The following is a 16,121-nucleotide window of genomic DNA, read 5'->3' on the forward strand; positions in this document are numbered from 1 at the left end:
CGAGCGCCGCGCGCCAATGTTCGAGCTTGCGATCGAAGCTCATGGCCGCATGGGCCGGGCTGGTCGAAGGCAAGGTCACGCTGGGCGGCGCCGATGCGGCCAATGTCGGCGCGACCATCCGGCGATAGAGATCGCCCGCCTTGCCGCCATTGAGGCAGACGAGGACCGTCTGCGGATGCGCCGCTAGAAAGCCGGCTATGTCGTTGACGACGACGCTGGCGACGTCGATGTTCTGGTCGAGGCTGCCCGGCCGCCGCCCCTCGGCGCAGACATCCCACAAAGCGACACCCCTCTCCGTCAGCCGCGCGAGCCGCTCCTCATAGGGCAGTTCCGGCGCGACGCCGAACAGCCGCCTCATGATCGGCCAGAAGGCGTTGCGTGGTTGCGCATAATATTGGACGCGCGCCAGCGAGACCTGCCCGGGCAAAGAGCCGAGGATCAGCACGCGCGCGTCGGCGCGGGAGACCGGCGGGAAGCCTTTCGAGGTCGGAATAACGTCCAAGGAAAACCTCTATCGGCGCGCCGCTTCTTCGAGATCGGCGAATACCTGCAGAATGAGCCCGCGCTTGTCGAAATTGAACACTTCCGTCTCGCGCGCCGCTTCGCCGATGCGCTCCCAGGCGCGCGCGTAAGGGGCGAGGCTCGTCGCGCTCGCGCCTTCGCCGGCCTTGGTCCGCACCGTGGAATCGAGGAAGCGATAGAGCCCGCTCATGAAGGTCTCAAAGGCCTGCTCATTGTCGCGTCCGGCGAGCCGGTCGGCGAGAGAATGCACAGCGAGCCAATCCACTTGCGGCAGGCGCGCGAACATCGCCCGCAGCGCCGTGTCGAAGGCGACGCCGTCGCCGTCCAGCAGACGCAGCGCCTCGCGCACAGAGCCTTCCGCCCCCGCCGCGGCGCCGGCCAGAGCCTCCTGCTGCGCTGAGCTCCAGGGCGCGCCCAATGCGCGGATCGCGGCGATGACGTCCGGCTCGGCCAAGGGCGTGAGATTGAGCTTTCGGCAGCGCGAGCGGATGGTGGGCAGCACCCGGCCCGGCTGATGCGCGACGAGCAGAAACAGCGAGCGCGCCGGCGGCTCCTCGATCAGCTTCAGCAGCGCATTGGCGCTGGAGCGGTTGAGATCGTCCACGCTGTCGACGATGGCGACGCGCCAGCCGCCCTCGCCCGAGCTCTGGTGAAAGAGATGGATCAGCCGCCGAACATCCTCGATGCGGATTTCGGTGAAGTGCTTCTTGGTCTTCTCATTCCACTCGCGGCGCAGCAGGAAGAGATCGGGCAGCGCCAGCGCCGCTATGCGCCGGCTGACGAAGCTCTCCTCTGCGACGAAAAGCGATTGCGCGCTCGCCGCCTCCGGCGCGCTGGCGTCCGGATGGGCGAGCAGGAATCGCGCGAGGCGCCAGGCCAGCGTCGCCTTGCCTATGCCCTCCGGCCCGCCGATGAGAATGGCCTGGGGCAGCTTGCCGCGGCGAAATGCGTCGAGCAACTCGCTCTCGGCCCCGTCATGGCCGAGCAGCGCATGGGTCTCGCGGGGATGCGGGAAATCGGCGAAACGATCGCTTTCCGGCGGGGCCTCGGCGTCGCGCTTCACGCCACCACGCTCTTCAAGGGAATGACGATCTCGGGCCGAAAAAAGCGCGCTTCGACGACATGCCAAATGGCCTCGGCCACCTCCTGCTCCGGCGCCAGCGCATCGACGACGCAGCAGCGGCCGGGCTCGCTCGCGGCTATGTCGAGATAGGCTTGGCGCAGGCCGAGGTGAAACTCCAGCCCCTCGCGCTCGAAACGATCGGCCGCCTCGTTCGGCGGTCGGCGCCGATGCGCGCGCTCGAGGCCGATCTCGGGCGGCAGATCGAGGATGATGGTCAGATCGGGAGCCGAGCCCATCAGCGCGACGCGCTCGAGCAGAGCGATGAGCCGCGGATCGACGCCGCCGCGCGCGCCCTGATAGGCTCGGGTGGAATCGGCGAAACGGTCGCAGATCACCCAGGCGCCGCGGGCGAGCGCCGGCTTGATCAGCCGGTCGAGATGATCGATGCGCGCCGCCGAGAACAAGATCGCCTCGCCGAGCGGGCCGAGCGAAGCCGCCTTGCCGCCGAGCAGCGCCTCTCGCAAAGCCTCGGCATGGGGCGAGCCGCCGGGCTCGCGCGTCGCGATCGCCTCCACGCCCCTCTGCGCGAGGCGCTCCTGCAGGCGGCGCATCTGCGTCGACTTGCCGGCCCCCTCGCCGCCCTCCAGCGTTATGAACTTGCCGGCGCGGCCCTTGTCCTGCCCACGCGCCGGGCCGAGCGGCGGCTCTGCGCTCATTGCTTCTTCGACAGCTTGTTGTGAATGGCGCCGGCCGCATATTCATAGGCCGCGTCGAAGGCGCGGCTCGGGAGCGAGCCCTTGTCGACCGTCTCGGCGGCCTCGAGCGGCTGCTCGAGCACGACGGTCGAGCCGCGGCGGATCTCGAGCTTGGCGACCTTGGTCCCCGCCTCGACCGGCGCGATCAGCGGTCCCTCATAGACGATCTTGCCGGTGAGCTTCTCCGAGCCGCCGCGCTGTAGCAGCACCTTGATGTCGCTCGACGCGCTCAGCGGCACCGAGCCGGCGGTTCCGCCGTAGACCTGCGCCGAACCGACGGTCTCATTGGCCTTGAACAGCGATTTCTCCTCGAAATTGCGGAAGCCCCATTGCAGGATCTTGCGCGCCTCCTCGGCGCGGTCCTTGGCCGTGCGCAGCCCATAGACGGCCACGATGAGGCGGCGATCGTCCTGCACGGCGGAGCCGACCATGCCGAAGCCGGAATCGTCGATATTGCCGGTCTTCAGCCCATCCGCGCCAATGCTCATGGTGAGCAGCGGATTGCGGTTCTGCTGCTTGATCTTGTTCCAGGTGAACTCCTTCTCGCCGAAATAGCGATAGAGGTCCGGATAGGTCTTGATGATATGCGCGGAGAGCTGGACCATCTCGCGCGGCGTCACCTTCTGGTCCGGCCCGGCCTGGCCCCAGGGATTGCCGAAGATCGACCGGGTGAGGCCGAGCTCGGACGCCCGCTTGTTCATGCGGCCGACGAAAGCCTCCTCCGATCCGGCGACGCCTTCGGCGAGCGTGATCGCGGCGTCATTGCCGGAATCGATCACCAGGCCGCGGATCAGATCCTCGACCCGCACCTTGCTGTTGACGGCGAGGAACATTGCCGAGCCGCCGGCCGGCGCGCCGCCGGCCCGCCAGGCGTGCTCGGAAACGGTGAATTCGTCGTCGAGCTTCAGCCGTCCTTCGGCGATCTCGTGGAACACGACCTCCGCGGTCATGATCTTCACGGTGGAGGCCGGCGTCACATATTCGTCGGCGGCTTTCTCCAGCAGCACCGTATGGGTGCCGGCGTCCACCAGAATGGCGCGCGGCGCGGTGGTCTGGAAGCCTTCGGCGAAAGCCGCCGTCGGCGCGATGAAGGAGGCCGCCAGGACGAAGCCGAAGCGGGCGAGGGATTTGGCGAGGGTTTTGGGAAGGGAGACAGGCACGCGTCTTTCGCCTTCGTTCGATACGCCGTCGAAGCGCGTCGACGGCCTCACGCAATGAGTTCCGCTGAAATGTGGCGCGTTGGGCCGCAGAAAGCAACGGCCTCGCGCGGCGCGCGGCCGTCCAGAGCGCCGTCGAGGTTAATTGAGCGCTTGCCGCAAGCGCAGATTGCGCGGCGACGCCGTTCCGAGATCGAAAGGCCGCGAGGGCGGCAGCGGCGCGCTCTTGGCCATGGCCTGCGCCTTGGCAGAGATCGGCGTCGGAATGGTGGAGACCGGCTCCTTCTCGATAGCGCGCGCCTCGGCCCGGCGCGGGCTCTGGACCTCGCGCGCTTCGGCGCGAGAAATCGCCCTCTCCTCGCGCGCTACGCTCTGCGCTTCCGCCCGTGATGCGCTCTCCTCCTCGCGCGCCTCGGCACGGGCGGAGGACGCGCGTTCCGTCTGCGGCGTCTCCTCGGAGCGCTCGAGCCGCGCGACGCGGCTCGGCGTCTCGCGCAGATTGGTCGCCACCATGATCGGCGCCCCGCCCGGCAGAGTCGCGGGGCGGCCGTCCTCGCGCAGCGTCGCCAGCAGCTTGGCGTCGTCCGAGCCCTGAAGCGCGGCGCGGCCGACGAAATCGACCTTCACCCGCGCCGTGCCGACGCGATAGAATTCCAGCGCCTCGGCGACGCGTTGCGAGACATCCATCACGCGGCCGCCATGATAGGGGCCACGATCATTGACGCGCACGATCATCGAGCGGTGATTGCGCAGATTGGTCACACGCGCATAGCTCGGCAGCGGCATGGTCGGATGCGCGGCGCTGATCGAGGCGCTGTCGAACACCTCGCCATTGGCCGTCTTGCGTCCGTGAAAATCCGATCCGTACCAGGAGGCGAGGCCTGTGGCCGTATAGGCTCTCTCGCTCGGGTAATAGGTCTTGCCGGCGATCTGATAGGGCTTGCCGACCATGTAATAGCCGCCGCCGCGCGGCACCTCCTCGCCATCGGCGACAACGCGCGGGCTCGGCGCGACGCCATAGCGCGGGTCGACCTGCGAGCGCGCGATCTTATTGTGCGCCGCCGGCGGGGCGGACGAGCAGCCCGCGAGCGCGCAAAGGCCGAGAAGCGCGAAGGAGTAGCGAAGTTCCGGCAGTCTCGATCTCGATCTCATGTCAGGCGCGCATTCGCTCGAAATGGGGGACGGTTCGCTTCGTTCGCGCGGCCAGGAGGAGCCGCGCATGCGGGAGCCCCGAAAACCACGCTGCTTCGGCGCGACCGCACGCCTCAATGTCTCGCGCCCGAATTACTCGGGAGTTAACGCGCGTCGCGCTCCCTCTCCCGCATCCTCGAGCTTCGCCATGAGAAAGGGCGATTGCGACCAAATTGCGACGAGAGCTTCGCCGTCCGCCACACATTCGCCCAATGCGCCCGTGCGCCGGAATCGTGAGATGCGCCGATATCTTCACGATTATTCGCGCATTCACCATGTTTCGCGATCCGGCCGGGCGAGATCGACGATGCGGGTCTCCACCCGCTCGGAGCCGCGAAACACATTGGCGCCCAGCCGCGCGGCGACATGCAGCACACGCCCGCGGCAGTCCAGCAGCGCGTCGCCGACCGGCGTTCCCACGGCGCGAAAGGCGATGGCGTCGAGCCTCGTTCCATCGCCGGATTGGATCCGCGCCCGCACATGGGCGGAGCCGACCACTCCTGCATCGACGATGCGCTGATCCGGCAGGACGAAGAGCGGCTCTGGATTGCCGGCGCCGAAAGGTCCTGCCCGCTCGAGCGCGCGGATGAATTCGACGCTCGCGCCGCGCGCCGTCAGCGCGCCATCGACGAGCAGCGCATCGGCGTCGCGGGCGCGCTCGACATCCTCCTCCAGCGCGTCGTTCATAAAGGTGCGGAAGGCGTCGATTCGCTCGCTCGCGACCGTGACGCCGGCCGCCATCGCATGGCCGCCGCCCTTTTGCAGCAGGCCCTCCTCGACGGCCAGCCGCACCGTGCGGCCGAGATCGACGCCACTCGAGCCTCTACCTGAGCCTGAGCAAATTTCCCCCGTCTTCGCAATGACAAAGGCCGGAATCTTAAACTTGTCCTTTAGCCTCGAGGCGACGATTCCGACAATGCCGGGATGCCATCCTTCGCCGGCGACCACGAGGCAGGAAAGGCGATTGGAGCGCATGAGCTGGCGGTCCGCCTCGGCCTCCGCCTCCTCCAGAGTGGCCTTCTCCAGCGCCTGCCGTTCGACGTTCAGCCGGTCGAGCTCGGCGGCGATGCGCGCTGCCTCGACGGGATCACGCAAGGTCAGCAGACGCGCGCCCAGCGCTGCGTCGCCGATGCGGCCGCCGGCGTTTATGCGCGGCCCCAGCACGAAGCCGAGGTGATAGGCGCGCGGCGGTCCGTCCACCCGGGCGGCGTCCAGCAGCGCCGAAAGGCCGATGCGCGCGCGGCCGCGCATGACGGCGAGGCCCTTCACCACAAAGGCGCGATTGAGGCCATGCAGCCGGGCGACATCGGCGATCGTCGCCAGAGCGACGAGATCGAGTCCGGCGAGCAGATCGGGCTGCGGCCGCGCGTCGGTCCAATGTCCGCGCCGGCGCAGCTCGCGGGCCAGCGCCGCGAGGGCGAGAAAGGCGACGCCGGCCGCGCAGAGATGGCCGAGGCCGGAGAGATCGTCCGCCCGATTGGGATTGACGACGATGGCGTCCGGCAGGACCTCCGGCGCCTGATGATGATCGATGACGATGACGTCGAGCCCCGAGGCGCGGGCCGAGGCGAGCGCGGCATGGCTGGTCGTGCCGCAATCTAGCGTCACCAGCAGGCTCGCGCCCCGCGCCCTCAGCTCGGCGATCGCCTCGGCGTTGGGGCCATAGCCCTCGAGGATGCGGTCGGGAATATGGAGGAAGGGCCGCGGGCAGCCGGCCGCCTCGAGAAACTCGACGAAAAGCGCGGAGGAGGTGGCGCCGTCCACGTCATAATCGCCGAAGACCGCGATCTGCTCGCCCGCCTCGACAGCCCGCGCCAGGCGATCGACGGCGGCCTCCATATCCTGCAGCAGCAGCGGATCGGGCATGAGCGCGCGCAGCGTCGGATCGAGGAAGGCGGCGGCTGTCTCCTGCGTCACTCCCCGCCCCGCCAAGACCCGCGAGAGCGCGTCGCCATGGCCGTGAATCTGCGCGATGGCCGCCGCCTGCGCCTCGTCATGCGGGCGCAGCCGGGCGCGCCAGGCGCGGCCTGCGATCGAGCGCTCGACCCCTAGAAACAGCGGTCGGTCGCTCCCGGCGATTTTGTCCAGCATCGAAGGCCCGGGCGAAGAAGCGAGAATCGTGTCGGAGAAGCATCGCGGCCACGGTCCGGCCGGTCAATGCGGCGCAGAAGCCGTCCCCCGTCTTTACGTTGTTTCCCTCGCAGTTCCGGTCTCCCCCTCGCGCAAAGGCGGCTGCGCCCTCCCCGGCCAGGGTCGCGCTCGCTACGATCGGCGCATGACCGAAACGATTCGCCTCACGGCCGGCTCCGGCGATACGGCCGAAATCTCTCTGCTCGGCGCCGAGCTGGTCTCCTGGCGCGCCGGCGGCGTCGATCTCGTCTGGGAGCCGCAGCCGGATGTCTGGCCGCAGACGGCGCCGCTGCTGTTTCCGGTGGTGGGCTGGACGCGGGACGGAATCCGCGTCGACGGCGCCCGTTTTCCGCTCGGCCTGCATGGTTTCGCGCGCCACAAGCGCTTCACTCTGGTGGAGCGGTCGGAGGCGGCGGTTTCTTTGAGCCTCGAGGAGGACGAGGAGAGCCGCGCGCTTTTTCCCTTCGCCTTCCGCCTCGAGGCGCATTTCGCGCTGCGGCCGGGTGAGCTGCGCGTCTCCCTCGCCGCCGCCAATCGGGACGCCCGACCCCTACCCTACGCCTGCGGGTTGCATCCGGGGTTCCGCTGGCCATTGGACGGCTCGGCGGAGCCGCATGCGATCCATTTCGAGACAGAAGAGAGCGGCGAGGTCCCGGTCATCGCGCCGGGCGGGCTATTCTCCGCCCGCCGCCGCGCCGTCCCACTGGAGGAGCGGCGGCTTCCGCTTTCCGCCGCGCTTCTCGAGCAGGAGGCGCTGTGCTTCCTGCACGCGGCGAGCCGGCGTCTCCTTTACGACAATGGCGACGGGCTCGCGCTTTGCGTCGAGCTCGAGGATTTTCCTCATATCGCGCTATGGGCGCGACCTCCGGCCCCTTTCCTCTGCATAGAGGCCTGGACCGGCCACGGCGACCCCGAAGATTTTTCAGGCGATCTCTATGAGAAGCCGTCCATGCGAATCCTCGCGCCGGGCGAGCGGGCGACCCATGCCGCTACATTCCGCTTGGAGAGACGGCGGGCGAGCGAATAGGAATAATCCTTGCTTCCTCACACTCTATCGGCTAGCGCGGATTATTCGCGCGTAAAGGACGGGTCCGACATGAAATTCGCCGCCAATGTCATCGAAGCGATCGGCAATACTCCGCTCATCGAATTGAAGGCGGCGTCCAAGGCCACGGGCTGCCGCATTCTCGGCAAGGCGGAATTCATGAATCCGGGCGGCTCGGTGAAGGATCGCGCCGCGCTCTCCATCGTCCAGGCCGCCATAGCGGAAGGCTCGCTGAAGCCGGGCGGAACCATCGTCGAGGGCACGGCCGGAAATACCGGCATCGGCCTCGCGCTGGTCGCCAATGCAATGGGCTTTCGCACCGTCATCGTGATCCCGCAGACGCAGAGCCAGGAGAAGAAGGACACGCTGCGCCTTCAAGGCGCGCAGCTGGTCGAGGTGCCGGCCGTCCCCTACGCCAATCCCAATAATTATGTGAAGCTCTCCGGCCGCCTCGCCGAGCGGCTAGCCAAAGAGACGCTAGAGGGGGCGATCTGGGCCAATCAATTCGACAATGTGGCCAATCGCGACGCCCATATTCGCGGCACCGGGCCGGAGATTTTCGCCGAGACCGAGGGCGAGATCGACGGTTTCGTCTGCGCGGTGGGCACGGGCGGCACGCTCGCCGGCATCGGCATTGCGCTGAAGGAGCGCAAGCCCTCCGTGAAAATCGCCATCGCCGACCCGCTCGGCGCGGCGCTCTATTCCTATTACACGACCGGCGAGCTGAAGGCCTCGGGCTCCTCCATCACCGAGGGCATCGGCCAAGGGCGCATCACCGCCAATCTCGAGGGCGCGCCGATCGATCTCGCCTATCAGATCCCGGACACTGAGGCGCTGCCCATTCTCTTCGATCTCGCCGAGAATGAAGGCCTGCTTCTCGGCGGCTCCTCGGGCGTCAATGTGGCGGGCGCGATCCGCCTCGCCAAGGAACTCGGGCCGGGCCATACGATCGTGACCATCCTCGCCGATCTCGGCACGCGCTACGCCTCCAAGCTCTACAATCTCGATTTCCTGCGCGGACAGAATCTGCCGACGCCGGCTTGGCTCGAGCGGACGGGGACGATCGATCCGGGGTTCGTGTGACGAGGCGCGCGCGCTTTGTAAGCCATAAGATTCGCTCTGCGCCGACGATTTTCCGCCTGCGACAATCCCTTATGACCGCGCAGTCTCAAGGCCGGCCGCGATACGCTCGGCCTGCTCTATATCCTCCGGCCGGTTGACGTTGAAGAACGGATCATAGGGCGTATCGCTCCACTCGACCTGCGTATTGGCGTAGCGCTCGATGAAGCCCGAGACTTTGCGCAAATCCTCTTTCACCAGCGCATGGCGCAGTTCCTCGCGCAGCGCGACCGGCCATAGAGCGACGGCGTGATGCACGCGATCGCCGGATGTGGCGACGGCGATCTCCGCCTTCGCCTCCGCGCGCCCGCTGGCGAGACGCTGGGCGAGATCGAGCGGAACGAAAGGCGTATCCGCCGGAACGCTCAGCATGAGTGGAATATCCGGTAAATGCGCGGCGACATGATCGAGCCCGGCGAGCACGCCGGCGAGCGGCCCTGCAAACCCCTCCACCTCGTCCGGCACGATCGGCAGATGGAAGGCGGCGTAGCGCGCCGGATCGCCATTGGCATTGAGCGCGAGTCGCGCGCATTGCGGCGCGAGCCGGCGCACGACATGCTCGAGGATCGGCGCGCCGCCGACGGATATCAGCGGCTTGGCGACGCCGCCCATGCGCCGCGCCTGGCCGCCGGCCAGAATGAGTCCGAAACAGCGTGTCATCTTCCCCTCGCCCAGCGGCCCGCCTCAGAACCTATACCATAGGGCGCCGAGCAGACCGCGCTCGGCGGAATCATTGACGCCGCGCAGCGAGGCGCGAACGCCGAGCTGCACGGCGACCTCGCGGGTGAGGTCGTAAACCGCGCTCACTTGAGCCTTTTGCGAGGACATGAAGGGCGCGGAGCCATTCCAAGGGGAAACGGATAGAAAGCTCTGCGCCAGCAGCAGCACGCCGTCGAACGGCCGCAGACCGAAGGTCATCTCGCCGCGTATCTCATCGCCGCTCTGGCCGAGAGAGCGATAGCCGAGCTGCATGTCGCTGAAGCCGGAAAGACCGAAAATCTCGATTGGCCAGCCCAATTGCAGACGCACATCCTCCTGCAATCGCCGCTTCATGTCGAGATAGGTTTGCGCGGCGGGCGTCGCGGCGCGCAGGCTCCCTTGCACGGAGAGAATGGTCGCCCCCCATTCGAGCAGCCGCAGACGGGCGCCGATCCAGCCAGCGCCGAGCCCCTCGTAGCGCGCGCCGCCGCCGAGGCCGGGCGGCAGATAGAGCGGCGCGCCTGCGATCGCTTCGGCCGTCAGATATTGCAATTGCTCGAGCTGGCGCTGCTCGCCCGAGCCGCGAAAGCGCATATAGCTCGACTCTGCGACGAAGGTGATCTCGTCGATGAGGCCATATTCGACATAGGCCTGCGTCTCGAATTTTGCATAGGAGGGCGCGGCGACGAGCTTGCCGCGCGAGTCATAGGCCTTATGGGCGTCGGCGAAGCTGGTCGAGAGGATGACGATCCCCTCGCCCGGCTTTTGTAGAAATGCGCCGGCGCGGCACGTCGTCGAATGCAGAAACGACAGCGCCGCAGCGCAGCAGCAGAAACGCGCCCATGAAAAACGCATGAAGGAAACGCCGCATCGACGCTCGAGCGCAAGGCGCAGTTCGAGCTACGAAAAGCTAAATTGAAATCACTTTGTCCACAAGCGGCGCCCGCTCCGCGCGCCGATTCATGGTGAACCACTGCGCATCAGGCCGAGAATGTCTTTCCGCGCCAGCTCACGCTCTCGAGCTTCAGATCGCCCTTGGCCTCGAAGGCGTCGGGACGCAGGCGCAGCTCGCCGTCGCTCATCTCCAGCCCCAAAAGCCCATAGGCGGCGGACAGCATGCGCGCGGCGGCGCCCGTGTACCAGCTCCAGCCGCCGCGGCCCTCATAGCCCTCGCCCTCATAGACGTCGGCCGGCTGCTGATGCGGCGCGAGGCCGTAGATATCGGCCTGCTCTGGCGTCGTGAGGCGTGACAATGGCGAGATGGCGAACCATGCGTCCCACGCGCGTGCGAAAAGCGCATCGGCCTCGGCGCGATCGCCGCGCTCGGCGGCCTGCAGCGCGAGGCGAGTCAGCGCGTCCACGAGCCAGGAGACGCCATGCGAATATTGGCCGCCATTCTCACGCACGCCCGGCGGATATTCGGCGCTGCGGCCCGGATAGGGACGCGAGTTCTCGTCGAAGAAGGGCGCCACCAGCAATATGCGATCCGGCCGCGCGAGCGCCGCCAGCGCATTGTCGAGCGTCTCCTTGCCGCGCGAAAAATCCACCGCGCCGGAGAGGATCGGCCAGGAGGCGGTCATGGCGCTCATCGGCGCCACCTCGCTGCCATCGTCCGCATAGGCGCGCAGGAAGCGGTCGCCGCGCCAGCAGGAATCGAGCGCGGCGCGCAGCGCCTCGGCGCGCGCTCGATAGCGGGCCGCCCTTTCGGCGTCGCCGCGCGCCTCGAACAAAGGCGCGATATCGGCCAGAATTCCATGCAGGAAGAAGCCGACCCAGACGCTCTCGCCGCGCCCTTGCGCGCCGAGCAGATTGAGGCCGTCGTCCCAATCGCCCGTGCCCATCAGCGGCAGGCCATGGGCGCCGAAGCGATCCAGCGAATAGTCGATCGCCCGCGCGCAATGGCCGAGCAGGCTGTCCTTGTCGCGCGAGGTCAACGGGACGCTGGCGTTTCCTTCCCGGTCGGGTGGCGTCAGCTCGGCCTCGAGGAAAGGCTCGATCGCGTCGAGAATGGCGTCGTCGCCCGTTCCCTTCACATAGCGGATCGTCAGATAGGGCAGCCACAGATGCGGGTCGGAGGCGTGGGTGCGGTCGGCGATGCCGCAGCCGCCGTCCGGCGCGTCATGCCACCATTTGACGGCGTCGCCCTCGATGAACTGATGCGCGGCGTGCTTCAATATCTGCGCACGGGCCAGCTCCGGCGCGAGATGAATGAGCGGCAGCACATCCTGTAGCTGATCGCGATAGCCGGTCGCTCCCGAGCGCTGCGCCGGGCCGGAACGACCCCAAAGCCGCGAGACGAGCAGCTGATAGGGCAGCCAGTCGTTCACCAGCCGGTCGAGCTCCGGCCGATTGGTCTTCACCCGCAGCACGCCGAGGCGCTGCTCCCAATCGCGCTTGGTCTCTTCCAGCGCGCGCGCGGCATAGGCCGGGTCGCTGGCGAGGGCGGCGAGTATCTTGGAGCTTTCGAGCGTCGGCGTCTGCCCCATGGAGACGACGACGAGCGACTCGCCATTGGCGGGAACGTCGATCGCGCCGGAGAAGCTCGCGACCTTGCGCTGATGCTCCGGCGCGCCGGCGTCCGGATGGCCGTGCTCGACCATATAGGGAAGCGCCGGATCGCGGCTCTCATGGCCGAGGAAGCGCCGCCGCGAGGTCTCGGCGAATTCCGCCGGAACCGAGGTGGAGACGAAGGCCCAGCCCTGGACGAAATTATTATCGGGATTGCGGAAATAGAGCGCGCGGTCATTCTCGCCCGCGACCGCCTCGACACGGCCGAGGCTTTCGTTCGGCGTCTCTGCGAGGACGATCTCCATCGCTGGCGTGATCTGCAGCAGGCGCTCGTGATCGCGCCGGTTGATGATGCGCAGCAGCTTGATTTCGACCGGCTGGTCCGGCGGGACGAAGACGGTCAGCTCCAGATCGAGATCGTCGCGGCTCGAGCGATAGATCGCATAGCCGAGGCCATATTCGACGGAATGCTCGGCGTCGCGCCGGCGCAGCGGGGCGAAGGTCGCCGAATGCGCGTCCTGCCGGGCGAGATCATAGACATAGATGGCCTGGCCCGCCGGCGTCATGCGGCCCTCGCCCATGCGGAAGGGCGTGAGGCTATTGAGCCGCGAATTGCCGTGGAAGGAATAAATATCGCCATGATTGCCGAGCACGGCGCCCTGCCCCACTGCATTGGCGATCACATGAGCGTAGAGCCGCGGCGTGTCGGGGCGTAGCGTCAGGCTGCGGCCGTCCTCGGCGAAGGCGTAGCGATGCTCGGTCGGCGCTGGTGGGTGCAGCAGCGCGCGCTTGCGCGCCAGCGCCGTTTCCACGCTCGCGAAATCGAAGTCGCGGGAGAGATGCTTGGCGATCGTGCGCGTCGCCGCGCCAATGTCGCGCGCCCAGCCGTCGACGATGATGATCTCCGCCGCACCGCCGGCCGCAATATCCAGCTCAGCGCGCAGGCTCGCGATCGGCTCGAAGCCGAACAGCAGGCCTTCGTCGGACGGATCGCGCGGCTTGTCCCCGTCTCGGAGACTGTCCGGCGCGCCGGCGGCGCCGAGGCCGTAGAAGCGCGCCTTCACATCCTCATAGCCGATGAGGCGAAGCCGCGTTCCTTCGCTGGCGCCGATCGCATGGAAGCCGACCTCGGGCGACAGGCGCCGATCGACGTCGCGGCGCGCGCCGCCCTTCAGCAGGCGGTTCTGCGCGATGATCGCGTTGAGACCGCCGACGAACCATGTGCCGATGTGAATGGCGTTATAGGCGGCGTCGCGCTGCTCGACGCCGGTCTCGTTGAGCACCCATTCGCGAAGCGTCGCGAGCGTGATCTTGCGCGGGCGCTGCTCGAGATCGACGAGGCGCAGCCGCGTGATCTCCACCGCCTCGTCGGGCGCGAGCGCGATCTTCGCCTCTATGGCGAAGCCGCCCTGCTCCATCAGGAAATAGAGGAAAGTGCAGCCCTCGCTCTCCAGCGACACCTTCTCGCAGCGCGCGCAGGTCGGCGCGGAGCCCAGCGACCAGAGATCGCGACCCTCCTCGCGGAAGAACAGAAAGCGTCCGCGCGGATGGGCGTGATCGTCCGGCCGGCGGGTTAGGTCGATCGGCGGCCCGCCGCGCGCGACGCCCTCGACGCGCATCGCGCCTTGCCCATCCTCGAACCATTGGCTGGTGACGAGGCCATTGGTCAGCTCGAAGGGCTTGGAGCCGGGCGCGCCGCCAGCGCCGGTAATGCCTTCCAGCGGCAGCTTGCCGGCCTTGGCGAGCTGTATCAGCAGGAAGATCACGAGCGCGATGGAGAGCGCGCCCGCATAGGCCATATAGCCGCCCATGAGATAGGAATAGGACGGCGGCCGCAGATGCGCCATGCGCTCGGCGGCGCCCCAGGCCTGATCCCATTCCGCGCCGCGTGGGATGTAGAAGGGCAGCAGCAGCGGCGCCCAGGTCGCGAAGCGGCGCAGGCCTTCCGGTATGGCGCGGCTTTTCTGCGCCTTGCCGATGAAGCGCGCGGCCTTCTCGTCGGCGACATCGCCGCCCACGAAGGAGAGATTCACCAGCGTCGCGACGCGCAGACCCATATGGTCGAACCAGATCAGCACGCGGATGGCGTCATAGGCGAGCAGAGCCGTGAAGATGTCGAGGCTCCAGGCGCGGAAATCCTGGTCCGGCAGCGCGTGATTCATCCATATGGCGACGCCGGTGCGGATGAGACCGTCCTGATTGTACCAAGCGGGATCGGGCGAAGCCTTCAGGAAGGAATAGATGACTGGCGCCATCCACAGGCCCCAGCGCAGCACGCGCACGGCGTTCTCGACCAGCATGTCGAGACCTTCCCAGCTCGCGAGCTGGCGCAAAGGCGCGAGGCTGCGGCGCACCAGCGCCGTCAGGAAGAAGAGATTGATCGAGAACAAGGGCGCGGCGAACACCCATTGAATGACGCCCGACAGCGACTCGTCGAAGAAGAGGCGAACGCCGCCATCGACGAAGCCGAGATTTGTCGCGCCCCATTTGGAGAAGAGCGGGCGGATCACATAATCGGCGACCGGCCTTCCGTCGGCGGCGTAGCTCAGCGAGATATAGGCGAAGAATTTCTTGGCGATCGTCTCGAGCTGGCCGGCGTCGAGATACCAGGCGACGGCGCCGCCGACGAGGCCGCCCAGCAACGCGCCCAGCGCATAGACGCGCCAGCTGCGCAAATGCTGGCGGCGTTTCTGCTGCAGAGCATAGAGGTCGAAGCCCATGTCGACGCCCGCATAGGCGAGAAGACCCGCCCCGGCGCCGAAGAGGAAGCGCGCGCCGCCGTCCTCGCCCGGCAGGCCGAAGAGCAGCGCGAGACCGACCGCCGCGCCGGCGACGAGGCCGCGCGGGAAATTGGCGGTCCGCTTATATTCGTGCCGCAGCCGGGCATAGAAGGGCGGCGTCGAATCCGTGCTTTCGACGATGGCGCGCAGCAGCGGAAAAATTCCCGCGCCGATCAGCGCGCCGCCGACCGGCCCGGCAGCGACGACGAGTCCGAGCGCCGGAGGGAAGCTCACGATGAGCCCGGCGACCAGCAGCAGCGCCATGAAGACGAAGCCATAGACGGCGCCCTTGGCGGCGCCCGTCTTCCAATCGTTGAGCACGATGACGGGCAGAGACGGCGTCCCGCGCAGCATTCCCGCCATAGCCTGGGTGACGAGATAGGTCTCCCCCCAAAGGCCGGCCTGGGCGGCTGCGGCGAGCAGCGCGGCGATCACGATCGCGACCGGCGCCGGCAGCAAGGCGACATGGGGATGCGCGCCGAGGCTGGCGATCTCCGGCGTGACGGCGGCGATCAGAGCGGCGAGGATCAGCACGCCATGCGGGCGCCATTGCTGCGGCAGATAGCGGCCGAGCGCCAGCGGCGCGCCGATGATGACGGCCTCGTTCAAGAGAAAAACGATGATCGTCCGCGCCGCGATGACGCGCGCCGTCTGCGGAACTTCGAGGCCGAGGAAGAGCAGCCCGCCCAATTCGCCGATGACCCGCGAGCCGAGCGCGACCAGAAGGCAGAACAGGAAGGGCAGGAGGAACAGCGCCCCGCGCAGCGCGAAAGGCGAGCCGGGCAGGATGGCGACGCCGAGGAGATAGAGGCCGACCGCGGAGCCCGCGCCGATCGGCGTCAGCGTGAAGAGGCTCGAAAGCGTCTCTGGAGCGCGCCAGAGCACGCCCGCTGGATCGCAGAGCAAGGCCAGCGCGCCTATGGCGGCAAAATCAATGGCGAAATCGACGCCCTGGCGGATGCGCCCCTGCGCCGGCCGCAAAAGGAGCAGCGCCGTCGCGGCGAAAAAGCCGGCGACGAGCATATGCTCGCGGCCGCCGCCCGCCTCCATGGCCGAAACGAGCGAGCAGATCGCGCCGAATGCGACCCGCCCAAATCGCGCGCCTGCCGTCGGCAGGCCGGCTTCATGAGGCGCCATAGGGGTCTCCAGCTT

11 protein-coding genes are annotated in these 16,121 nt (G+C 67.7%); 2 read left to right on the forward strand and 9 right to left on the reverse strand.

Annotation, left to right across the window (positions count from 1 at the left end; genetic code table 11):
* From A1351_RS19160 to recJ, 6 genes are all read right to left on the reverse strand, one after another.
* Window positions 1–502, reverse strand: a 502-nt coding sequence (locus A1351_RS19160) for a DNA-deoxyinosine glycosylase (protein ID WP_064033702.1), incomplete at its 3' end; no start/stop codon positions are given.
* Window positions 503–511: 9 nt separating this feature from the next.
* Complete coding sequence (locus A1351_RS19165; RefSeq protein WP_064033703.1) at window positions 512–1,585, reverse strand: DNA polymerase III subunit delta'; 1,074 nt, start codon at window positions 1,583–1,585, stop codon at window positions 512–514.
* Complete coding sequence (tmk, locus tag A1351_RS19170; RefSeq protein ID WP_026598653.1) at window positions 1,582–2,301, reverse strand: dTMP kinase; 720 nt, start codon at window positions 2,299–2,301, stop codon at window positions 1,582–1,584. The genes A1351_RS19165 and tmk overlap by 4 nt, the downstream gene beginning before the upstream one ends.
* Window positions 2,298–3,500 (reverse strand): D-alanyl-D-alanine carboxypeptidase family protein, encoded by a 1,203-nt coding sequence (locus tag A1351_RS19175; protein ID WP_024879948.1) that lies wholly within the window; start codon window positions 3,498–3,500, stop codon window positions 2,298–2,300. The genes tmk and A1351_RS19175 overlap by 4 nt, the downstream gene beginning before the upstream one ends.
* 138 nt (window positions 3,501–3,638) lie before the next feature.
* Window positions 3,639–4,649 carry a septal ring lytic transglycosylase RlpA family protein gene (locus A1351_RS19180; protein ID WP_024879947.1) on the reverse strand — a complete coding sequence of 337 codons (1,011 nt, stop codon included), beginning with the start codon at window positions 4,647–4,649 and terminating at the stop codon, window positions 3,639–3,641.
* A gap of 309 nt (window positions 4,650–4,958) precedes the next feature.
* Complete coding sequence (recJ, locus tag A1351_RS19185; RefSeq protein WP_198029884.1) at window positions 4,959–6,779, reverse strand: single-stranded-DNA-specific exonuclease RecJ; 1,821 nt, start codon at window positions 6,777–6,779, stop codon at window positions 4,959–4,961.
* 184 nt (window positions 6,780–6,963) lie between these two features.
* Between recJ and A1351_RS19190 the strand changes: the two genes are divergently transcribed.
* On the forward strand, window positions 6,964–7,845 hold the full coding sequence (locus A1351_RS19190) for an aldose epimerase (protein WP_024879945.1): 882 nt from the start codon (window positions 6,964–6,966) through the stop codon (window positions 7,843–7,845).
* A gap of 69 nt (window positions 7,846–7,914) precedes the next feature.
* Entirely contained in the window at window positions 7,915–8,946 is a 1,032-nt protein-coding gene (locus tag A1351_RS19195; protein ID WP_064033704.1) for a cysteine synthase A, read from the forward strand.
* Between the two features lie 69 nt (window positions 8,947–9,015).
* Here the strand turns inward: A1351_RS19195 and mobA are convergent, their stop codons facing one another.
* The 3 genes from mobA to A1351_RS19210 form a co-directional block, all read right to left on the reverse strand.
* Entirely contained in the window at window positions 9,016–9,642 is a 627-nt protein-coding gene (mobA, locus tag A1351_RS19200; protein WP_064033705.1) for a molybdenum cofactor guanylyltransferase MobA, read from the reverse strand.
* Between the two features lie 24 nt (window positions 9,643–9,666).
* Window positions 9,667–10,536, reverse strand: a complete 870-nt coding sequence (locus A1351_RS19205) for a hypothetical protein (RefSeq protein WP_024879942.1) — start codon at window positions 10,534–10,536, stop codon at window positions 9,667–9,669.
* 125 nt (window positions 10,537–10,661) lie between these two features.
* A complete protein-coding gene (locus A1351_RS19210) occupies window positions 10,662–16,106 on the reverse strand; it encodes a GH36-type glycosyl hydrolase domain-containing protein (RefSeq protein WP_064033706.1) in 5,445 nt (1,814 codons plus the stop codon).
* Between the last annotated feature and the right edge of the window lie 15 nt (window positions 16,107–16,121).

This window comes from Methylosinus sp. R-45379, assembly GCF_001644125.1.
Taxonomy (GTDB): Bacteria; Pseudomonadota; Alphaproteobacteria; order Rhizobiales; family Beijerinckiaceae; genus Methylosinus.